This window comes from Bradyrhizobium prioriisuperbiae, from assembly GCF_032397745.1.
Taxonomy (GTDB): domain Bacteria; phylum Pseudomonadota; class Alphaproteobacteria; order Rhizobiales; family Xanthobacteraceae; genus Bradyrhizobium_A; species Bradyrhizobium_A prioriisuperbiae.
The window spans coordinates 1,828,011-1,849,887 of record NZ_CP135921.1 but is presented as its reverse complement, the minus strand read 5'-3'; the positions used below and the strand labels follow the sequence as shown (position 1 = coordinate 1,849,887).

Genomic DNA, 21,877 nt, shown 5'->3' with positions numbered 1-21,877 from the left:
GTTGGGGATCAGGCGGACTGGCCACCATCAACGTTAAGCGTCGCTCCTGTAATGTACCCGGCCTCCGGCCCTGCAAGGAACGCAACCGCTGCTGCGATGTCTTCCGGCTGGCCGTACCGGCCGAGCGCGGCCAGACCGTTGAGGGTCGCGGCAAGGGGCCGTCCTCGGGGTTCATCTCGGTGTTGATCGCGCCAGGCTGAATGATATTCACGGTGATGTTGCGAGCCCCAAGATCCCGTGACCAGCCGCGGGTATAGGCGGCGATAGCAGCCTTGGAGGCGACGTAGTCCGACGCTCCAGCGAACGGGATACCGTCGGCGCCGGTGGTGCCGATCGAGACGATCCGCCCACCGTCGCTCAACAAGGGAACGGCTGTGCGCACGGCGGTAACGACGCCCTTGACGTTGATCGCGAACTGACGATCCAACGCGCCGATGTCGGCAGTAGGGTCGCCGACGACGCCGGTCACGAACACACCAGCGGAATTGACCAGGATGTCGAGTCTGCCGAACGCGTCATGCACTTTCTTCACAAGGCTCTCGACCTCGGAAGTCACGGCCTGGTCAGCCTTGAAGGCCACAGCGCGCCGGCCCTTGGCCGCTACGTCCTTCACGACCTGATCAGCGCGCTCTTTGGATGCAGAGTAACTGAACGCGACGTCAGCGCCGTCTTCCGCCAAACGCTTGACGATGGCGGCGCCGATGCCGCGCGAGCCTCCGGTGACGAGGGCTACCTTGCCGGCGAGCTTCTGAGTCATTGTCCTGATCCCTAACATATGTAGCTACAACTACACATCTGACATTGGACAAGCTGCGTCAAGAGACTTATGTAGTTTCAACTAGAAAAGTATTGGAGATGAGAATGGCGATGGGTCGCCCGAGGGAATTCGACCTCGACGCGGCGGTAGCGGCCGCCCTGCCAATCTTCTTAGAGAAGGGCTATGAGGGGGCGGCGTTCGGGGAGCTGATCGCGGCAATGGGGATCAAGCCCCCGAGCTTCTATGCTGCCTTTGGCAACAAGGAAGGATTGTTCCGCCACGTCCTAGCGCTTTATGCCGAACGCGGAGCGCCGGTCGTCGCAGAAGCGCTTTCGCAACCTACCGCCTATGGCGTCATCGAAAGGCTGCTTCGCCTAACGGCGGATGCCGACACTGACCCTTCAAGGCCTGCCGGATGCCTATTTGTCCAGGGTGCGCTTTCCTGCAGCAACAAGGCCACGAAGATCCGTGATGAGCTGACCGCCCGTAGAACGGCGATTGAACCCATTTTACGCGAGCGGATTGAACAAGCTCGCACCGAGGGAGATGCATCGATCGAAGGCGTGCCGCAGAAGGTTGCGCGCTACATTTCGACCGTTGTCCAAGGCATGGCGGTGCAGGCTGCGGGCGGAAGCACACGCGAAGAGCTGCATGAAATCGTCGATGTCGTCCTTAGCGGCATGTCTCGCAGTCGCTAACCTCCAACGGTGAGCGGACGAATGACCCTACTCGACGGAGGTAGCGACCCAATGCCGGTGCGCCAGCCGCCCCTGTGCCAAAATGGGTTAAGGCTGCTGACTTAGGCTAGCGCTTTCGCGATTGGGTTCGATTTTGGTCGACGTCGTTTCGTTCCTGGGGCCCCAGGCACGGCGCTTCGCCAAGTAAGCGTCCAGGGAATACGGGCCTGCCCCCCCAAGGCAAAGGGCCAATAGGGCCGCCAAGTACAGCAAGTCAGTCTCATAGCCGGGCTGACCGAAATGCGCGCCCTGCCCGTCATACGAAATGAGTTTGATGGAGCTGAAGCCGTTGGGCAGATGTACCGTTACGATCGCAACCGCGAGCACAACAATCATCGGCACCGCGGCGGCGGGGACGAAAGCGCCAGCGAGAATAAATAGCCCGCAGACGATTTCGATGAGGATGGTTGCCCAGCCCAAAAACTCAGCGAAGGGCATCCCAATGGCATGCAGAATCGCGATGAACGCGTCCGGGCCGCGAGCGAGCTTTGCTTAGCCATGTTGGACGAAGCCAAAGCCGATGACGAGCCGGAGCGGAACGGCAAACCAATCCAACGGCACAGGGAGAGACGCCACGGTGAGGCGCCGGAGAAAGTAGAATGGTCCTAAACGCGATGGTTTGGAAGATCGACGGTCTGAGTTGTTCAACTTTTTGTCCCGTACGAAGAACGATCCGCAACATAGGTCAGCCCGCCAAGCACCGCCGCTACCAACAACAACGCCGGCACGTCGCCAAGCATATGTCCCGTATGCGCGCCGGGGCTGTAGGATTGGACCGCCATAATGAGCGCATGCACAACGCTCGACCAGATGGTGAAATCGATCAGCGACCGATTTGCTATCGGGTCGCTCGCCGCGCGGATCAGAAATATGCCGAGCGTTGCATAGACGCCCACGATCATCATGAAATACTGCGAAGTGGCGGGCGGTCCATCGTGCCAGGCCCAACCCGACGGCCAAACGATTGCTAGCGGATAGACCAGGCAGAATACAATGCCGAACGCAATTAAGGAGATTTGCAACAGTTTCGAAGCCGACATCATAACTCCTTCTTTGGACAGACCGAGGCCGATGTGGCCCTAGCGCGCGAGCTGGTCGAGGGCGCCGATAAGATCGGTTCGAAGGTCGTCGTAGTCTTCCAACCCGACTGACAGTCGAATAAGCCCATCGGTGAAACCGTGCTGGATCCGCTCCTCCGACGTATAGGTCGCGTGCGTCATGCTGGCAGGGTGCTGGACCAGGGTCTCGGCATCGCCCAGGCTCACGGCGCGCGTTGCGAGTTGCACAGCGTCCATGAACAGGCGTCCAGCCGCGAGGCCGCCATGCAGTTCCATGGCGATCATGCCGCCAAACGCACGCATCTGCCGGCCTGCCAAGCGGTTCTGCGGATGGCTGTCGAGGCCCGGATAGTAGATGTGCTCGATGCCTGGATGGGCCTCCAGATCATGGGCCAGCTTCATGGCGGTCTCGCAATGCCGATCCATCCGTAGCGTCAGAGTCTTCAGTCCGCGAAGGACCAAGAAGGAGTCGAACGCCGATATGCAGGCGCCATTCATCTCCTTGATTCCAGTGAAGCGGAACTGCTCGACATGCTCCTTTCGGGCGATGATCGCGCCGGCAAGGAGATCGCCGTGGCCACCGAGATATTTCGTGGCCGAATGCACGACGATGTCGGCGCCGAGCGTGATCGGCCTTTGCAGGTAAGGCGTGCAGTAGGTGTTGTCGACCAGCAGCAGCGCGCCCGTCCGGTGGCAAAGGTCGGCAATAGCGGCGATGTCCACCACGCGCATGTTTGGATTCGAGGGCGTCTCGGTGATCACAAGGCGTGTCTTTGGCGTCAGCGCTGCTGCCAATTCGGTCGGCTGAGTCAGATCGACGAAGCGCGTGACGATACCGAACCGCTCGATCTGGTGATGTAGCAGACCAAAGGTACAGCCGTAGAGCGTCTTGTCAGCGATGATCTCGTCGCCGACTTTCAAAAGCGTCCAGATTACTGCGGTCAACGCGCCCATTCCGGAGGAGGTCGCCAGCGCTGCTTCTCCTTCTTCCAGGGCAGCGAGTCGACTCTCCAGGATGCTGGTCGTCGGATTGCCGACACGACCGTAGATGTAGCCTTCTGCCGCCCCCGCGAATCGCTCGCTGCCGGTGTGGGACCGATCGAAGGCGTAGGTCGAGGTCAGAAAGACCGGCGGATTGAGCGCGCCATGATAATCCAGCGGATTGTACCCATAGTGGATAGCGTGGGTCGAAAAACCCTGACTCAGCATTCTGTTTGGCATCGGCTCCTCCTCGCGGAGAATCTATGCGGAAACGCGCGCCCAATGGTGCCAAAGTCACTATTTTATAGCCGTCATTTTGATATAATTGGGAGAATGCAAGCCCTCCTATGACGAGTTGTGCCAATATGCAGCTTGACGCGATTGACCTAAAAATTCTGCGTGAGTTGCAGGCGGATGCCCGACTGCCGAATATAACGCTGGCCGATCGCGTCGGGCTTTCGCCCTCTCCATGCTTGCGTCGGGTCAAGCTGATGGAGGCCGCCGGCGTAATCGAAGGCTATCGAACTGTGCTCGGCCGCGCTGCCATCGGCCTCGGGCTAACGGTCTTTGCTGGCATTCGCGTTGAGCGCCATTCACATGAAAATGCTGAGACCTTCGTCGATGCGGTTCTTGCGATGTCCGAAGTCGTAGCCTGCCACCTGGTCTCGGGCGACATAGATTTCTTGATCGAGGTCGTCGTACCCGACATGGCGACCTATGAGTCGATAGTTCTCCAGCGATTACTCTCGCTGCCCGCAGTCCGAGATATTCGCTCAAGCTTTGCGATGCGTAGCCACAAGGCTGGAGGAGCATTGCCCGTGCCGGGTGTCGTTCTGCAACTTACTTAGAATTTTTCAGATCGATGGCGTCGCGAGAGGTTTTGGCATCATTGCTCAATTTTAGACCCATCTATGGTGAGTTATGGCGCCATAAGCCGTGGCCGCCTATCACTTTAGCACCCTTTGCCGTCGCTTTCGGCGTAATCTTAGCGCTCGCGGAGGGACCAACCGTGGCCGACAACTTACGACCACTGCTCATGAAAGGTTCGCGGTTGAGGCCAGGATCGGCGATCGACTCCGCCAAACTATCGATTGGAACACTGAACATAAACGGGTTTGCAAATGCTTCTTTATCTAACCTTGGGAACCAACGACCTCACTCGCGCAAAGCGCTTTTACGAGTCCACTATGCCCGTCCTGGGCTTGGAGCTTCGAACCGCAAATGAGCGAGAGTTCGGCTATGGTAACGTGGGCGACAGCACTAGTCCTTGGCTCTGGGTCAACGAGCCTTACGACAAGCAGCCCGCCAGTTTCGGAAACGGTTCGATGATCGCATTCGTTACGGACACTCGCGCCAAGGTCGATGCGTTCTACCAGGCTGCGCTTTCAAATGGGGGTTCCAATGACGGTGCCCCGGGACTTCGGTCCTACCACGCGAGCTTCTACGCCTGCTACGTTAGAGACCCCGATGGCAACAAGCTTTCGGCCGTCTGCGAGAAGCCTGATTAGATAGCCCCCGTAGTTTGCAAGCGCAGAGCGGGAACGAGCGGTCGCCGCGAAACCGAGCTGAGCACTTGCGCGGCAAGGTCATTGTCCGGTGCTTCAGCAGATCGCGATTTCCGTGATCCATGCACCTGTGTGGCACCTAATTCAGTGACGACGGGATGATCCTCCTGGTGGTAGTGGGCGCCGGATGGCAACTCGACGACCTCGATGTTCTTCTGCTCTTGACGAACTCGGCCGCAAAGGCCGGGGTGATGATGGAGCCAGGCTTGGCCGTGAAGAGGAGTTTCGGGTAGTCGGCGGCACGCATGGCGGCGTGCGCTTCGGTGATCGCCGCATCGACGTCCGCGGGCTCGCCCGCAATCGGGATTGCCCTCGGGAACGCAAGCGTCGGCAGCCGACACTCCCGGGTCGTAAACGGCGCCCGATAGACCGCCATCGCCTCTGCAGAGATAGGTGACGCCGCCCCATGCGGCATCAGCGCGTCAACGAACATATTCCGATCGAGAATCATCTCCTCGCCGACGTCTTTCGTGCGGAAACCTTGGAAGACGGCACGAATTTCAGGGGTTTCGGAGAAGTCCTCCCAGTCTTTGAACGAACGCAGGAACTCCATGAAGGCGATCCCCTTCACGAAGTCGGGCTTACGCGCCGCGAGATGGAAGCTGAGATCCGTTCCCCAATTCTGCGCCACCAGGTAGGCCGAACCGATGCCCATCGCTTCGATGAAAGCGTCGAGATAGCGCGCCTGGTCGAAGAAGCTGTATGCGATGTCCGGCTTACCGGACTGGCCGAAACCGATCAGGTCGGGCGCGACGCAACGGGCGACCGGCGCCACCAGGGGCATGATGTTGCGCCAAATGTAGGAGGAGCTCGGGTTGCCGTGCAGGAAGATCGCGACGGGCGCGCCCTCGGGGCCGCCGATCTCGCGATAAGCCATGGTGGAACCCAGCACCGGGATGGTGGGCAGTGTTATGTCGCCAGGAATGGCATCTTTCTCTCCTTGGTTGGCAGGCTTCGAATGCGCTCCACCAATCGGGGAGACGTCGCCAGGACCGGCTGCCGGCCGATCCTGGTCTTGAGATCGCGATGGCAGTCACCCTCCCGCTTGGGGAGCGAGTGTGGAATCGGCTTGAGCGCCGGCATCCTGCCGCCCGCCCAAGCCTGGCGTCTCTCTCTGACGCTGTGTGAGGCTTGGCGTAATGTAGACGCTCGATGGACCGGGCTCCCCGGCGTCCGCGCCCGCGACGCTCATCGCGAGGATGCGACTGATCGCGGTGAAGTCTCGACCGGACTCCGATTGCCAGTCGCCGAAAGCGTCCTGAATCGCCTGCAGGTCACGGACGCCGCTCGGAGCCTTGTCGAGCACGCCTTCGCGGATCAGCGCTGCGACGCCGCCGCCCGTCGTGATGAAAGAGGATTTGCCGATCGACCGTAGGAAGCGCATCGCGGCTTGGCCGCCAAGCCGGCTTGCCCGCTTCTTCAGCAGGTTGAGAAGCCCGAGATAGTCGGTATCGGGCCAATCGGCGAAGGCGCGGGATGCGCTCCCGTGCGTCGCAGCCAGGTCGAGCACGAACCGTGCGTTGAGCGCGACCGAGCGGACCTTTGCGCCATTCCGGATAATGGCCTTGTTCTTGAGCAGCGCGTCGAAGGTCTCCTCGGACATGGCGGCGCACGCGTTGGGATCGAAACCGAAAAAACCGACCTCGAACGCTTCCCACTTTGCATCGACGACTTTCCACGAGAAGCCGGCGTGAAACACTCGGCGGCTCATCTCTGAGAGAATGCGGTCGTCCGGGATTGCGGCGATCTCAGTTGGCGACGACGCGCGGGACTTCAGCAGGCTATCTTCAAGCCTGTCGATCCCGCCGGCCCTCTCTGCGGCCAACTCGGTGATTTCGCCGAAGGGGCGCATCAGGCCGGCTCCGAGACACCGGCGCGCGTGAACCGGTGGACCGCCTCCGCTGCATTGCGCTGGACCGTCGCGTCGCCGAGATCGGCGAAGATCTCGCTTTGGTCGACGAACGGCCCGGTGAGCGTGTTTGCCTTAGCCCCGTAGAAGTGGCCCGATTTGAACGACGGATTGACCAGACCGTCCATGATGCGCTTGGCGCCGATCGGAAGCGAGTGGGCCAGGCCGAACAGCGGGGCGAGCACCGGCATATAGATGTTGTTGTAGAAGAAACGCATTCCGCCTGGGAGAGCATTGGCAGCTTCCGTCCCCTGCGTACCGCCAGGGCTCACCGAGAGGAGCCGAAGAGCAGGATATCGCCGGGCGAGATCTGCCATCCAGAGAACGCCAACGAATTTCACCGCGCCGTAGACCGAAAAGACATCGAGCTTCTTGCCGGCGTAGGCCGCTCCGGTCGCGATGTCAGCGAATTCCTGGGGTGACGAGGTTGGGAGGGTGGGACGCTTTATCCCCATCTATCGGACAGCACGGGCGTCTGGACGCCGGAGCTTGCAGGAAAGAGGCGAAGATTCAGTTGGGGCGCGTTGCGCAAGGTGACAATCCAGCCGAGGAGCGTCAGCTCGATCACAATGCGATCACAGTTAAGGAGCTATGCGACCTCTATTTCACCGCGCGCCGTCCCGCGTTTTTTTTCGAGCCTAGACGATACCGTGGACTGGATGGCTCGCTGGCCATCACTTCTTCCGATTGCTGCAATGTCTCCGTCCGTCCGCCAATATCTCGCTCAAAATATCGGTTGGCACCATCTAGGGCCACGAGTTTGGTCCTTTTCAGAACCAACCGTCGATGATCTTTCGAAGCGGCCATCGGCGTCGAAGGTGCGATCCGAGCGGTCGATCCGTTGGCACGCAGACGTGAAGAATAATTTACGGCAACTCGCCAAGCACGACAGTCGCAGGCCGACTGGCGTCCGGAGATGTATGTCGCGTTCAAAAATGGAGGACGGCCATGAATAAGATCGATTCGAAAGCTTTCGCAATCGGTGAATTCCTTTCGCAGCCAATCAAAATGCACATTGGCGGCGAGCAGGTCGCCGCATCAAGCGGGAAGACCTTCGAGACGCTCGATCCCGGCACCGGAAAGCTGCTTGCGCGGGTCCCGGCCGCAGAGGCGGCGGACGTCGACGCCGCAGTGGGTGCGGCACGTCAAGCGTTCAACAAGACGGCCTGGCGCAGCATGCAGCCGAAGGATCGGGCTGTCCTTCTTCATAGACTCGCGGACCTGATCGACAAGCACACTCCGTTGCTGGCTGAGATCGAATCGCGGGACGTCGGCAAGCCCCGTGTGCAGGCGACCGCATTCGACATTCCGCATGCGGCGCAGACCTTCCGATACTACGCTGATCTCAGCGTGAACACGCGACATCGCGAGCCGTTTCCGGTGGCCGGAAACGATGCCTGGTCGGTCAGGCAGCCGCATGGTGTGTGCGGCTTCATCTTTCCCTGGAACTTCCCTTTCCTGTTGCTCGGGTGGGGCGTTGCGCCGGCGATGGCCGCAGGCAACACGATCGTCATCAAGCCGGCGGAAGACACTCCTCTGTCCGCGCTCATATTCGCGAGGCTCGTGGAAGAGGCAGGTATTCCGAAAGGTGTTGTGAACGTGATCACGGGATTGGGTTCGACCACGGGCGCCGCTCTCTCGTCCCATCGTGGTATCAACCGGATGTCCTTCACCGGCTCACCTGAGATCGGCAAGCTTGTGGCCGAGGCCTGTGCCCGTAATCTCGTTCCCGCCAAGCTCGAACTCGGCGGAAAGGGAGCCGCAATCCTTTTCGACGATATCGCGGTCGAAAGCGCCGCAGAAGCTCTGGCGGCCGCGGTCACTTTGAACGCTGGGCAGGTCTGCTGCACAGCGACCCGTTGGATCGTGCACGAGAAGGTCGCCGACGCGTTCATCGCCAAGGCTGCGTCGACCATGAAGGGAATGAAGGTCGGCTACGGCGGGGATGAGTCGTCGCAGATCGGCCCCCTCGTCAGCGACAAGCAGCGTCGCCGCGTGCTGGGTTACGTGGAGCGTTCGGCGAAGGAAGGTGCGGAAGCCTATCTTCCCGGCGGTGTCGCCGATGTCTCCGGCTACGAGGAAGGCTTCTACGTCAAGCCGGCGCTTCTCGGCGGAGCATCCGACAACATCTGCGCACGCGAAGAGGTCTTCGGCCCCGTCGCCTACGTGATGAAGTTCAAAGACGAAGAAGAAGCGGTAACGTTGGTCAACAGCAGTCCGTACGGTCTCGCGAACAGCGTGTGGACGAGCGACCTCGACCGAGCGACGCGGGTTGCCGAGCGTCTGGTCGCCGGAAATTCGTGGATAAACGCACACAATCTCTTCCCGCACGGAGTGTCGTATGGTGGCTGTAATCTGAGTGGCTGCGGTGGCGGCGTGCTTGGTCCCGATACGCTCGAAGACTACTATCGCAAGCAGTCGATCGTACGCCCGCTCTAGTGCCCGTCGCGAACCGCTCCAATACTTATTTGGCGTCGCCCGTTAGCGACGCGAATCGGGAATGGCGCCAGACCCGGAGATTGCTCACCGGGTCTGGTGCACGAGACAGGCCGTCGTCGGATCGAGGTCCTTGCGCCGTGTCGGCAATAGGCCGATCGACGCATGTTTCGCGAATGACACAGCAGGTAAGGAGGATTACGTGAGCCGGCTTCGTCGCCGTCGGACCCCTGCAAACCCTATGTCCTCGTTCCGAGAGAATTTGCATTGGCGATCCGCGGGCGCGCTGAATGGGCTCTCGGAGGTCGCGGCCGATCATCGACCATACTGCGGTTCGATGCGTTGTTTCGGATCATCAATCACAGAAACCGGCCACTCGACAAAGACGCGGAAATCTTGCTTTCATAGCGACGAGAGGCAGATGCCACGCTGAATCCTTGGTACGTTCGAAAAGGTTGCGTCTGTCATCTGGAAAGCCGAAAGGGTTGACCTGTGGAATTGGCGCTCACGCTCGATGCAAGGTCGGACAAATCGCTTCAGGCGCAGATCTTCGACCAAGTTCGATTGCTGATCCTGGACGGTCGCCTGCAGGCCGGAATGTCGCTGCCACCAACCAGGTTGCTGGCCGAGCGGTACCAGGTGTCCCGGAACACCGTCATCATCGCCTTCGATCGTCTGGCAGCGGAAGGGTACGTAGAACCCCGAGGTACGTCTGGATTGTTCGTGACGGCGATCCCTCCGGACGACCTTCTGCTCGTCAGCAGCCCGCGTCCACCGCTGCGGACCAACGGTCCGGTACCCCCGGAGGCCGGCGAACCCCTCCTCTGCTTTGCGGGTTCTCCTGGTGGCGGAGAAGATCGTCCAACCATCGATTTTTGGGTCGGTCGGCAGGCAGCGAGCGGCTTTCCTCTACGTGTCTGGCGCCGTATCGTTACGAAACTTCTTTCCGGGGAATCCCAGTATCTCGCGGACTACTGTGATCCGGCCGGACTACCGCAATTGCGGAGGGCCATCGCCGATCACCTCGGAAGAACCCGCGGCATGCACGTGACGACCGACCAGATCATCGTGACTGCAGGCGGTCAGGATGCGCTCAATCTCGTCATGAATCTTCTGCGCGGCCACACGGAAAACCTGTGCATCGAAAATCCATGCTACGCGGGCGCTTCGATGATCTTTCAAAGCGAGAACCTCCCGATCGAGCCCGTGCCAGTCGATTCGGAGGGCATCAGGACGGACTGTCTACCAAACAAGCCACGCAGTCTGATCTACGTCACGCCTTCGCACCAGTATCCTACGGGCGTCGTCATGACTTTGAGCCGCCGCCTCGCGCTGCTCAGGTGGGCGGGCGATACGGATAGCTACATCATGGAGGACGACTACGACAGCGATTTCAGGTACGACGGACCTCCGCTTACGGCGCTATCTGGATTGGATAGGGGCCGACGCGTCTTCTACATCGGCACCTTCTCCAAGTCGGTCGGCGCAGGTCTGCGGCTCGGCTTCGCGGTGGTGCCGCAGATATTCTCCGAGGAGGCCCGCCTGCTCAAGGCCAAGATGAGCAACGGGCAGTCGTGGCTCGAGCAATGCGCGCTCGCCGAGTTCGTCAGCGACGGGCATTTCGACCGGCATGTGCGCAAGCTGCGTCAGCTCTACAAGAGCCGTCGCGACGCGCTCATATCCGCGCTACGCAAGAAGTTTCGCGAGCCGGTCATCACGGGTCAGGATAGCGGTCTGCATCTCGTCTGGCGTCTGCCGAAGGGCATGCCGAGCGCGCTCGCCATTCAGACGAAGGCCCGGGCCGCCGGTGTCGGCGTGTATGCCCTGTCCAGCGGAGGTGCCTTCGACTTCGATGGTACAGCGCCCGACGACACTTTGATGTTCGGCTATGCTTCGCTACCGGAGAACAAGATCCTGGAAGCTGTCGAAAAGCTAAACGGCATCATGCGCGAGATGAGTTTGAAAGCACCCGCTCCTAGGTCGCACGAGTCCGCGCTAGAAAACGGAAGTCGTTAGACGTGGCGTTGCTAAGCAATGCGCTCGCTATTCGACAAGTGTGGGGCGAAGTTCAGCCCCTTTAGATGAGACGAAAGGCATTTACCGGCCTTCAGGCAAGATCCCGCCGTCCTTGCTTCGATGCAGCAAATTGTTCCGTACATAGGCAGTTTGTGACCATTTTTATAGCGTTTGTCGCTGCATCTGCACAAACAATTGTCTCCTTGGATTCATTGATTTCAGTCCTTTTGGCACTTTTCAGAACCAAGGCTTGGGCCTCTTCTAAACCTAGGCGACGGGAGGGTCCAATTTGGTGCTCGGCGCGATGTTTAGCGAGCGTTGGGCATTTGATTCATGGTTTTCAAGATTGCCATCGTTGGGAGTGGACCCGCCGGGTTCTATGCTGCGGATGCCCTGTTGCGCTCCGGCATTCCCGTTCAGGTCGACATGTTCGACAGGCTGCCGGTGCCGTTCGGCCTGGTCCGTCACGGAGTGGCGCCTGACCACCAGAAGCTGAAGTCCGTCACCGCCGTTTTCGAACAGATCGCGGACCATCCGAATTTTTCCTTTGTCGGCAACCTGGACGTCGGACGAGACGTCCGGGTATCGCAACTCCAGGCCGCCTATCATGGCGTCGTCCTGGCCACCGGCGCGATGAGCGACCGCCCGCTCGGAATCCTCGGCGAGGAACTGTCGGGAAGCGTCTCCGCCACCGAGCTCGTTGGTTGGTACAACGGCCATCCGGACTTCCGGGACAAGAGCTTCGATTTCTCGCATCCGTCCGCGATCGTGATCGGAAACGGCAACGTCGCGTTGGACGTATGCCGGGTCCTCGCCAAGAGCGTCGACGAGCTGCGACGCAGCGACATCTGCGAACATGCGTTGGAAGCACTCGCGGCAAGCAAAATAACCGACATCTACGTGATAGGCCGACGCGGACCCGCGCAGGCGAAGTTCACGGGCAAGGAGTTGCGCGAGTTCGGCGACCTCGAAGAAGCCCAGCCGTTCGTGGATCCCGCAGAACTGCAGCTCGACGAAGCGTCGACCGCCGAGACCGCAGGCTCGCCTTCCGCATCGAAGAACCTGGAAATTCTTCGCGGATTCGCGCAGCGGCAGGAAACGCCAGCGAAGAGGAGGCGCATACATTTCCGCTTTCTCCTCGCACCTTCGTCAATCCAGGGGAAGGGGACGGTCGAGTGGGTCGAATTCGAAACACTGCGGCTCTCAGGACGGGCGGGCAGCCAGACAACGTCGGCGACCGGCGAGCGGATATTGATCCCGGCGCACCTCGTCGTGCGCAGCGTAGGATATCGCGGTACGTCGATTTCAGGCGTCCCATTCGATGAGTGCTCGGCGACGGTCCTTCAGCAAGAAGGCCGGGTCATTGACGGCGATGGCAACCCGGTTCCGAGACTGTACGTCGCCGGGTGGATCAAGCGTGGACCAAGCGGAATCATCGGGACCAACCGGGCGTGCGCCATCGACACGATCGATTCCCTACTGGCCGATCTGAAGGCGACGGAATGCGATGTGCGGGACATCTCGCGAGAGTTGTTCTTCGCGTCCCTTCGCGGGCGGTCACTCAAACTCATCGACTTCCAAGGCTGGCGCAGGATCGACGCGCTGGAACGGGCAAATGGGGCGGCCAAAGCCAAGCCGCGCGAGAAACTGACAAGGGTCGCTGCGATGCTGAAGGCATCGGAGCAGTCGCTGGCCTGACATCAGAACTGGAGTTTCGCGACATCGAGCAACGGCAGAGTGGCCACAGAGGGGGAACAGAAGCATGTCAAACGATAATTCACATTCGTCACGTCGGGATTTCCTAAAGACCTCGACCGGATTGGTCGCCGCGGCGGCATTGGGAGGCGGCGGTGGCTCCCTCGTTTCCTCGCCACTTCGAGCGGCCGAATATGCTCCTGGCATGACGGGCGGCCCGTTGGGCTTCGAAGGTGCCGAACGTCTTCAGTACAACAGCAGCATGTCGGAAGGCCGGGCCATCGAAGGCATCAAGGCTCTCAAGGCGGCAGGCAAGGCTCCGAAGAAGCTGACGGTCCTGTTACTCGACGGATCGATCGACCAGATCCGCAAACCGTTCCGCGACGGTGCCATGTCGCCGCTAGACGTGTGGATGCGCGAGACCGGCATCGAGGTCGAGATGATCGGCGCGACGCCCGACGACATCTTCAAGAAGGTGATGCAGGACGTCACGACCGGCGATGGCGCCTTTGACATCTACACCGGTCCCTGGAATTCCACCGGCGACCTCGTCTCGTCGGGTGGCGCGACCGACGTGTCCGAATTCGTCAACAAGTACAAGCCGGACTGGAACGATCCGGAGCGCGGCGTCACGACGGAGGCGTTCGGAAAGCAGCTCTACACCTACAACAACAAGAACTACATGGTCGGCCTCGATGGCGACACGCTCGTCTGGTATTACCTGAAGAACCTCTACGAGAAGCCCGAGGTGAAGGAGGCCTTCCTGAAGGAGGTCGATCGCCCGCTCGCCGTGCCTGACACATGGGAAGAGGTCGATGCTATCTCGAAGTTCTTCACCGGCAAGGACTTCGGCAACGGCAAGATGTACGGCAACGGCTGCCTGATGAGCCGCTTCTGGGGCCTTCCTACCTTCTACACGCGCTTCGCGTCGATGGACTTCCCCAATCACTACTTCTTCAACGACGAGGGACAACCGAACCTCAATTCCGAGCTGGGAGTGAAATGCGCGGAAGAGCACGTACGCTCGTTCGAATGGTCCCCCCCCGACGCGCTGAACTTTACCTTCTTGGAAGGCTGGAACTCGCTCTGGAATCTGCAGGTCCCTCAGATCTGCACGTACACTGCGATCGCCAAGTACGGCGATGGCAAAAAGCCGGACGGTACTCCGAAGTCGAAGGCAACGGGGTTAATGGGCGCTCATGATCCGGTCGGGCGCAAATTCGGCGACAAGATCAACCGCCGCGCGGTCATGTACTACAGCGTAACGGCATGGATATCGCCGAAATCGAAGAACGCCGAAGCCGCCTACCTCTTCCTCCAGTGGCTCAGTTCGACCCGGACCTTCACGTTCTTGATGGTGAGCCCGACCGGGTTCTTCGATCCCTTCCAAAAGGCGAACTTCAACGAGCCACTGGTCGCTTCAAACTATCAGCCCTACGCGATGAAGACGATTCCCTACTCCATCGCGCGCTCGGTGCCGTCTCTGAACTTCGGCGGTCAGACCGCGCTCGATAACGCGCTGGACGAAGAACTCCAGGCGGCGCTGACGAAGCAGAAGACCCCGCGTCAGGCGATGGATGCCGCGCAAGGCAAGTGGGAGCAGATCATCCGCCGTCAGCGCGGCAAAGGCATCGTCGAGGCGATCAAGGCCAGTCGCGCATCCTGGCCGATGGGCTCGGACAGCATCTGACTTGAATGAAACGGGGGCCGGACTCGCAGCGATGCGGGTCCGGCGGATAGGAGCAGCAACGTGCGGACGCCGATACGAGCCCAAGTAATCAGATATGCCCTGGTCCTCCTCGCATGCGTGGTGGTGATCTATCCGTTGCTATGGATGGTCACCATGGCGTTCAAGCCGTTCGCCGAATGGACGACCGGAAGCGGCATGACGTGGTTTCCACGAAATCCGACGCTGCAGAACTTCGAGTTCGTCATCTTCGGCCACGCTGAAGGGTTGGTCGTCAGCCTCGATCGAAGCATTCTCGGGCCGTTAACCGCCAGCCTGATCACCTCCATCTGCGGCACGGCTTTGGCGGTCGTGGCGGGGACGTTGTCGTCCTACGCGGTCGTCCGGTTCGGAATCATGTCGGCGTTGCCGTTGCAGGTGCTTCAATTGCGGCTGTTTCCGCCGCTCGCGGTCATGATTCCGGTCATGGTCATGTGGGCGTTCATCGGAGCCGTCGATACGTGGTGGGGCCTCTCGCTGATCTACGGCATCGTGACACTGCCGTTCGCGTTCTGGCTCATGAAGACGTTCTTCGACGAGGTTCCGGTCGAGATCGAGGACGCGGCGCGCGTCTCGGGCTGTTCGTACTGGCGGGTCTTCTACCGCATCACCCTGCCGATCGTAAAGCCGGGGCTCGCCACCTGCGCGTTGTTCGTCTTCATCCTGAACTGGTCGGACTATCTGCTCGCGTTGCTGCTAACCCAGAAGAACTGGATCACCTTGCCGATCTACATGTCCACTCTGACCTCTCCGATGGGCGGACAGATGTACGGAATGAAGGCGGCGCTGGGAATGATCGCGGCGATTCCTCCGGTGATCTTCGGATTGCTCATCCAGAAACACCTCGTGCGAGGTCTCACCTTCGGAGCGCTCAAGCAATGACCGAAACGGCAGCCGAGCCCGTTCGCTCCGAGATGAAGCAGCCTGGCCGCGGCTATTGGTCGAGCGTCGCCCACGACGGCCGGAAGCTCGGCTTCTGGTTTGTCACTCCCGCCGTCCTGCTCTTGGTGTTTATCGTCGTCTTTCCGTTGGCGATGCAGTTCTATCTCAGCGTCACCTGGTGGACCCCGCTCGACGGCGTCCGTTGGTACCGCGCCTATGAAAGCTTCAATAGCGGCGACAACTACCTGCGTCTCTTCACCGACGGGGCGATGTGGGCGGCATTGGGCAGAACGGTCCTCTTGATGGCGATCGCCGTTCCTGCGCAGTTCCTGCTGGGCCTCGGTCTAGCCTATCTGTTCATGGAGCAGTTCGTCGGCCGCAAGATCTTCTACTCCATCATCCTGACGCCGATGATGATCGTGCCGGCGGTCGTCGGTCTGATCTTCTTCCTGCTCTTCCAGGGCACGGGTCCGGTGAATGACACGTTCGGATTACCGATCAGCTTCTCCTGGCTGACCGACGTGCATCGCGCCATGCTGTCGGTAATCATCGCGGACACGTGGCAGTGGACGCCGCTGATGTTCCTGATCCTGCTGGCAGGAATGCTCGGAGTTCCCTCCGATCAGCTGACGGCCGGGCGCCTGCTGGGCGCTTCCAACTGGCAGAACTTCATCAAGATCATCCTGCCGCGAATGAAGCCCGTCATCGGCATCGCTCTCGTGCTCCGGGCGGTCGAGTGCTTCAAGATTTTCGATATCATCCTCGTCATGACCAAGGGCGGTCCGGGCGTCGAGACCGAGACGATATCGCTCTACCTCTACAAGAAGACTTTTGCTGACCTGGACTGGTCGTACGTCGCCGCGATCGGCCTGACGATCCTGTTCTCGCTGAGCCTCCTCGCCGCACGAGGCATCTCTCACGCGGCAAAGAGGAGAGGGTGACCCGATGACGTCCGTTCAGATAACAAACGTGACCAAACGCTTCGACGACTTTATCGCCGTAAGCGGACTGAACCTCGATATCGCTCAGGGCGAGTTCGTGGCTCTTCTGGGTCCGTCCGGCTGCGGCAAGACGACGACGATGAACATGATAGCGGGATTGGAGGATCCCAGCGAAGGATCGATCTCGTTCAATGGAAGCGATCTGTCGCGAATGCGACAGCAGGATCGCAACATCGGATTCGTCTTTCAGAACTACGCGGTCTTCACCCACCTGACCGTCTACAAGAACCTTTCCTACGGCCTAGAGGTGCGGCGCGTCGCGAAACATGAGATCGAACGCAAGGTGCGCGGGATGGCCGAGCGCATGGGGCTCGTCCACCGCTTGCATCAATCCGCAGGCAGCCTGTCTGTCAACGAGATGCAGAAATTGGCGATCGGCCGCTCCGCGATCGTCGAACCGCGCGTTTTTCTGCTTGATGAGCCGCTGTCGAATCTCGACGCGAGCTTCCGTGCCTACATGCGTGCGGAGTTGAAGGTTCTCCAACGCGAATTCGGTCAAACCATGATCTACGTAACGCATGATCAGATCGAAGCGATGAGCCTGGCCGACAAGATCGCGATCATCGACAAGGGCCGCTTGATGCAATACGGGGCACCGCTCGACGTCTACAACGACCCGCACAATCGCTTCGTGGCCAACTTCGTAGGCAGTCCGCGCATGAATTTGCTCGACGGGAAGCTCGAAGGGCATGCCGGGCAGCTGAAGCTTCTGCTTGATGGCGGTGCCGAGATCGCATTGTCTGGCCGCGCGGCTGCCGATTTCGCGCGCGCACGCTCGGCTCGGGGAGGTTCGCTCGGCATTCGTCCGCAGCACATCTATGTCGGAGAGCGCCGCTCTGCCGACGACATCGAGATGAGGGGGCACGTCGAGGTGATCGAGCGTGTCGGGCCGACGCGGCTCGCCTATCTGCAGGTCGGAGAGTCGCGGTTCCTGTCCGTCGACGAACAGGCCCGGTTGAGCATCGGCGAAGAGATTGCGTTCTACCTGAGTGCGGACAAGAGTCTGGCGTTCGATCTGGCTACGGGCGACCGCCTGGATGGGAGGCTGCAGTGAACGCCATCACCATTCGCGGAGTCGTCAAGAACTATCCGAACTTCACGCTGGGGCCGATTGATCTGGCCGTGCAGCGGGGAGAACTGTTCGGAATCCTGGGCCCGCCATCCGCCGGCAAGACCAGCATCCTGAAACTAATTCTAGGACTCGTGAAGCCGGATAGCGGGCAGGTCCTGGTCGGCGGCGTGGACGCAGGGGAAATGGAAGTCGCGGAGCGGCAGATCTCAATGGTCTTCCAGAACCTTGCGCTCTTTCCACACATGAGCGGCCGGGAGAACATCACGTTCGCACTCTCCGAACGGGGACTATCCAAGAAGGAGATCGGCCGACGGCTCGATGCGGTGTCGGACGTTCTCCATGTTGGCCACATCCTGCACAAGAACCCCGCCCAGATGTCGGGCGGCGAGCGGCAGCGCATCGCTCTGGGTCGCGCGTTGGCGCCTGACAACCGGGCGATCCTCCTGGACGAGCCGATCGCCGCACTCGACGCACGCCTGCGCGAGGAGATGAGAGTCGAACTCAAGCGCCTTCAGCGAACCAAGAACCAGACCTTCGTCTACGTTTCGCACGACGAAGAGGAGGTGATGGCCATAGCCGATCGTGTGGCGGTCATCATCGATGGCCGCGTGGCGCAGGTCGGAGCTCCTGACGACGTCTACAACAGGCCGAATACGATCTCCGTCGCGACCCTCGTCGGCTCGCCACCGATGAATCTGTTTCACGGGTGGTTCTCCGACGATGGACGACATTTCGAGTGCGGCAAGATGGTCGTCGGCGTCCCTGCCGGGAGCGACGTGCCGGCCGGGGCGAAGGGAATCCTGGGCGTGCGCCCGGAAGACATTCACCGTGCCACCAATGGCTCGGGGCAGGAGATCGGCGTGAGTTCGATCGAGCCTCTCGGAGGATACACGATCGTCAACGCATTGTTGGGTGACCAGCTGATCAAGATCAGGGTGACGGGCCAGCTCGAAAGCCCGGATGATTACACGCGGTCGGTCGTATTCGACGCGAGGCGACTGCATCTGTTCGACAGTGAAGGAGATCGCCTCGGAACAAAGTGACTGCAAGAGATCAGACGTTGATCAAGCAAGCTACGACACTTCAGACAACCGGAAAGGACTAACCATGCGACAGTCAGTAGCCGCGACCACGCCGAGCGACGAGAAGCTCGTTCTCGAGACGATCTCGACCTATCTTCAGGCCCTCTACAAGAACGACAAGGGCCTGTTCCTGGACGCCTTCGCGGAGACCGCGAACGTATCCCACTGCTCGATCGCGGATGAGAAGATGACGGTCTGGTCGCTTCCGGACTTCATCGACGTCGTGGACGGCTTGCACAAGGCAAATGGCCACGTCGAGGAGTTTCACACCGATCCGGACGTCGCCGTAACGGGGCCTGTGGCGAGCGTGCATGTACCGTTTCTCCTGAAGCTCGGCTCTCAGGAAGTCACCGGAACGGACGTTTTCGCGTTGGCTCGCGCCGGCGGAAAGTGGAAGATCACGAGTAAGCTGTACTCGGCGTAACCGACAAGGAAGCCGAGTCTCTCGAATCGATGGAGCGAAAAGATGAGTTCCGAAAAGACGACGGTAAAAGGTGCTTGCCCGCAGGATTGTCCGGACACATGTGCTTTTATCTATACTGTTGAAAACGGACGCTTGATCGATGTGAAGGGAGACCCCGAGCATCCAGTGACGCAGGGCCGCCTGTGCACCAAGCTGAACGACTTCGCCAAGCACCATTATAACCCTAATCGCGTTATCTATCCGATGAAGCGGGTTGGGCCGAAGGGCTCCGGCGAGTTCGAAAGGATCAGCTGGGCGGAGGCACTCGGCGAGATCAAGAGCCGCTGGACCCGCATCATCGACGAATTTGGGTCCGCGGCGATCATGCCCTGCAGCTATCTCGGGCAGGAGGGCGTTTTGAACGGATTGACGGTCGGTGACGCCTTCTTCAACAGGCTCGGCTCGACCGTCGCGGAGAAGACCTTCTGCGGCGTCGGCCGCGACGTGGGAGCCCATCTCACCATCGGCGGTTCGACGGGTGTGGATCCAGAGAGCCTAGTCCATTCTCGGTACCTCATCCTCTGGGCCGTAAACACGCTCAGCACAGGCAATCATCAATGGCCTTTCATCGCCGAAGCGAAGCGCAGGGGCGCCAAGATCGTCTCAATCGATCCCCTCCGCAGCAAGACGGCCGCGCAGGCGGATTGGCATATTCCGATCAAGCCCGGCACCGATGCCGCGCTCGCCTTGGGCATGATGAACGTCATCATTTCCGAGGGTTTGTACGATCGCGACTACGTCGAACGGTACACGGCCGGGTTCGACGAACTCGCCGCCCGGGCGGCCGAATACCCCGTGGAACGCGTCTCATCGATCACGGGCATACCCGTAGAGGACATCCTGACGCTTTCGCGGGAATACGCCACGCAGGCCCCTGCGGTCATTAGGCTTGGCGTCGCGATCGAACGCAGCCGCAACGGTGGTCAGGCGGCCCGGGCCATACTCTGCCTGCCCGCTCTGGTGGGGGCCTGGAGGCACGTGGGCGGCGGTTACATCGGTATCACGATGGGAGCCTTCGCGCTGAAGTGGGATGCCATGTGCCGGCCCGACTGGATCAAGGAAGGCTCGCGCGTCTTCAATCTCAACAACCTCGGCAAAGTGTTGCTCGAAACGTCCGAGCCGCCCATCAAGTCCATGATGGTCTACAACATCAATCCCGTCGTGCAGGCGCCGGACCAGGAGCGGATTAAGAAGGGTCTGCTGCGCGAGGACCTGTTCCTCGTCGTGAGCGAGCTGTTCATCACCGATACGGCCAGATACGCCGACATCTTGCTGCCTTCAACGATGCAGGCGGAGCAGACGGACTTAATGTTCTCTTGGGGACACTTCTACTGGACCTACAACAATAAGGCGATCGAGGCTCCCGGTGAGGCGGTGCCGAATTCGCAGCTCTTCCGTCTTCTTGCGGAGACGATGGGCTTCGACGAGCCGGAATGGCGGCGTACCGATGAGGAGATGATCCGGGACTTCATCGATTGGAATTCGCCGCTCATGGAGGGCATCACATTCGAGGCGCTGAAGGAAAGCGGCTATATGAAGGCCGCGGTGGGCGACAAAGATGTTCGGACGCCGCATGCGGAAGGCAATTTCCCGACTCCATCGGGAAAGTGCGAGTTTAAATCCAGTGAGGCGGCGAATGGCAATTTCGTTCCGCCGCCGTTCAGGTCGGGTTACGAGGCCTTTCAGGACGGTGGCTATATCGATCCTCTGCCGAGCTATAATGCACCCTTCGAATCCCAACACAGTACGCCCGAGATCGCATCGAAGTATCCGCTTAACATCATCAGCCCCAAGGCTCACGGCTTCCTGAACTCGCAGTACGCGAACGAGATCAAGCAGCAGAAGAGAGAGGGCGTCCCGGTGCTCATCATGCATCCGGACGACGCGCAATCCCGCGGGATCGTCAACGGCGACACCGTCAAGGTGTCCAACGACCGGGGCGCGTTCGTGGGATCGGCGGTCGTGTCCGCCGATACGATGAAGGGCGTCGTCGCGAGCTTCCTGGGTCATTGGTCCGCGGATTCGAAATCCAAGAGCGCGGTGAACTCGATCAGCTCTGATCGCGTCGCGAATATGGGTCGCGCTCCAACCTTCAACGACAACCTCGTCGAAGTCGCGAAGATCGACAACGATGCGATCGTCGCTCTAGCCGCGAATTCACGACAACCTGCGCCTTTGGAGCACGCTTGATGACGCATGTCGTAACTGAAAACTGCACCGGATGCCGTTTCACGGACTGCGTCTCGGTGTGTCCAGTCTCCTGCTTCCACGGCGACGACGAACGGCTTTACATCGATCCAATCGCGTGCATCGACTGTGGAGCCTGCAAGCCGCTATGTCCCGTTTCGGCGATCGTCGAGGACATAGATCTCGACGACGATCAGTGGTTGGACGTCAACGCAGAAAAGGCCCTGGCTCTTCCCGTCGTGAGAACAAAGCAGACGCCTCTGCCGGGTGCCGAGGCGCGGCGGGACGTCATTGCTGGAAACGCCTGACG

The 21,877-nt window shown here is 60.2% G+C and carries 19 protein-coding genes and 2 pseudogenes; 14 read left to right on the top strand and 7 right to left on the bottom strand.

Features of this window, described 5'->3' with window-relative positions; genetic code table 11:
• Nucleotides 1-8: 8 nt before the first annotated feature.
• Nucleotides 9-757, bottom strand: a pseudogene (locus tag RS897_RS08680) (SDR family NAD(P)-dependent oxidoreductase).
• Between the two features lie 104 nt (nt 758-861).
• Here RS897_RS08680 and RS897_RS08675 point away from each other — a divergent pair.
• Entirely contained in the window at nt 862-1,455 is a 594-nt protein-coding gene (locus RS897_RS08675; RefSeq protein WP_315836166.1) for a TetR/AcrR family transcriptional regulator, read from the top strand.
• Between the two features lie 87 nt (nt 1,456-1,542).
• Here RS897_RS08675 and RS897_RS08670 read toward each other — a convergent pair.
• From RS897_RS08670 to megL, 3 genes and pseudogenes are all read right to left on the bottom strand, one after another.
• Nucleotides 1,543-1,971 (bottom strand): annotated as a pseudogene (locus tag RS897_RS08670) (DoxX family protein); the annotation flags it as partial.
• A gap of 167 nt (nt 1,972-2,138) precedes the next feature.
• Nucleotides 2,139-2,534 carry a DUF6632 domain-containing protein gene (locus RS897_RS08665; RefSeq protein WP_315836165.1) on the bottom strand — a complete coding sequence of 132 codons (396 nt, stop codon included), beginning with the start codon at nt 2,532-2,534 and terminating at the stop codon, nt 2,139-2,141.
• A gap of 39 nt (nt 2,535-2,573) precedes the next feature.
• Entirely contained in the window at nt 2,574-3,773 is a 1,200-nt protein-coding gene (gene megL / locus RS897_RS08660; protein WP_315836164.1) for a methionine gamma-lyase, read from the bottom strand.
• 125 nt (nt 3,774-3,898) lie between these two features.
• Between megL and RS897_RS08655 the strand changes: the two genes are divergently transcribed.
• Together RS897_RS08655 and RS897_RS08650 are read left to right on the top strand one after the other, a co-directional pair.
• Nucleotides 3,899-4,381: an Lrp/AsnC family transcriptional regulator gene (locus RS897_RS08655; RefSeq protein WP_315836163.1), complete on the top strand. Its 483-nt coding sequence runs from the start codon at nt 3,899-3,901 to the stop codon at nt 4,379-4,381.
• Between the two features lie 273 nt (nt 4,382-4,654).
• Nucleotides 4,655-5,041, top strand: coding sequence for a VOC family protein (locus RS897_RS08650; protein WP_315836162.1), 387 nt, complete (start codon nt 4,655-4,657; stop codon nt 5,039-5,041).
• Between the two features lie 136 nt (nt 5,042-5,177).
• Here the strand turns inward: RS897_RS08650 and RS897_RS08645 are convergent, their stop codons facing one another.
• The 3 genes from RS897_RS08645 to RS897_RS08635 form a co-directional block, all read right to left on the bottom strand.
• Complete coding sequence (locus tag RS897_RS08645; RefSeq protein WP_315836161.1) at nt 5,178-5,975, bottom strand: haloalkane dehalogenase; 798 nt, start codon at nt 5,973-5,975, stop codon at nt 5,178-5,180.
• A gap of 156 nt (nt 5,976-6,131) precedes the next feature.
• Nucleotides 6,132-6,950, bottom strand: a complete 819-nt coding sequence (locus RS897_RS08640) for a DNA-3-methyladenine glycosylase I (protein WP_315836160.1) — start codon at nt 6,948-6,950, stop codon at nt 6,132-6,134.
• Entirely contained in the window at nt 6,950-7,462 is a 513-nt protein-coding gene (locus RS897_RS08635) for a hypothetical protein (RefSeq protein WP_315836159.1), read from the bottom strand. The genes RS897_RS08640 and RS897_RS08635 overlap by 1 nt, the downstream gene beginning before the upstream one ends.
• Nucleotides 7,463-7,955: 493 nt before the next feature.
• On the opposite strand from RS897_RS08635, the gene RS897_RS08630 reads away from it, so the two are divergent.
• From RS897_RS08630 to RS897_RS08580, 11 genes are all read left to right on the top strand, one after another.
• Entirely contained in the window at nt 7,956-9,446 is a 1,491-nt protein-coding gene (locus RS897_RS08630) for an aldehyde dehydrogenase family protein (protein ID WP_315836158.1), read from the top strand.
• A gap of 489 nt (nt 9,447-9,935) precedes the next feature.
• Nucleotides 9,936-11,459, top strand: a complete 1,524-nt coding sequence (gene pdxR / locus RS897_RS08625; RefSeq protein WP_315836157.1) for a MocR-like pyridoxine biosynthesis transcription factor PdxR — start codon at nt 9,936-9,938, stop codon at nt 11,457-11,459.
• 333 nt (nt 11,460-11,792) lie between these two features.
• Nucleotides 11,793-13,157, top strand: coding sequence for an FAD-dependent oxidoreductase (locus RS897_RS08620; RefSeq protein WP_315836156.1), 1,365 nt, complete (start codon nt 11,793-11,795; stop codon nt 13,155-13,157).
• A 64-nt stretch (nt 13,158-13,221) separates the two neighbouring features.
• On the top strand, nt 13,222-14,844 hold the full coding sequence (locus RS897_RS08615; protein WP_315836155.1) for an ABC transporter substrate-binding protein: 1,623 nt from the start codon (nt 13,222-13,224) through the stop codon (nt 14,842-14,844).
• A 153-nt stretch (nt 14,845-14,997) separates the two neighbouring features.
• On the top strand, nt 14,998-15,762 hold the full coding sequence (locus tag RS897_RS08610) for a carbohydrate ABC transporter permease (protein WP_315836154.1): 765 nt from the start codon (nt 14,998-15,000) through the stop codon (nt 15,760-15,762).
• On the top strand, nt 15,759-16,703 hold the full coding sequence (locus RS897_RS08605) for a carbohydrate ABC transporter permease (protein WP_315836153.1): 945 nt from the start codon (nt 15,759-15,761) through the stop codon (nt 16,701-16,703). Before RS897_RS08610 ends, RS897_RS08605 begins: the two co-directional genes overlap by 4 nt.
• A gap of 4 nt (nt 16,704-16,707) precedes the next feature.
• Nucleotides 16,708-17,817: an ABC transporter ATP-binding protein gene (locus RS897_RS08600; RefSeq protein ID WP_315836152.1), complete on the top strand. Its 1,110-nt coding sequence runs from the start codon at nt 16,708-16,710 to the stop codon at nt 17,815-17,817.
• A complete protein-coding gene (locus RS897_RS08595; RefSeq protein ID WP_315836151.1) occupies nt 17,814-18,878 on the top strand; it encodes an ABC transporter ATP-binding protein in 1,065 nt (354 codons plus the stop codon). Before RS897_RS08600 ends, RS897_RS08595 begins: the two co-directional genes overlap by 4 nt.
• A gap of 64 nt (nt 18,879-18,942) precedes the next feature.
• Complete coding sequence (locus RS897_RS08590) at nt 18,943-19,341, top strand: nuclear transport factor 2 family protein (RefSeq protein WP_315836150.1); 399 nt, start codon at nt 18,943-18,945, stop codon at nt 19,339-19,341.
• A 42-nt stretch (nt 19,342-19,383) separates the two neighbouring features.
• Nucleotides 19,384-21,570 carry a molybdopterin-containing oxidoreductase family protein gene (locus tag RS897_RS08585; protein WP_315836149.1) on the top strand — a complete coding sequence of 729 codons (2,187 nt, stop codon included), beginning with the start codon at nt 19,384-19,386 and terminating at the stop codon, nt 21,568-21,570.
• Nucleotides 21,570-21,875 carry a ferredoxin family protein gene (locus tag RS897_RS08580; RefSeq protein ID WP_315836148.1) on the top strand — a complete coding sequence of 102 codons (306 nt, stop codon included), beginning with the start codon at nt 21,570-21,572 and terminating at the stop codon, nt 21,873-21,875. The genes RS897_RS08585 and RS897_RS08580 overlap by 1 nt, the downstream gene beginning before the upstream one ends.
• Nucleotides 21,876-21,877: the final 2 nt, after the last annotated feature.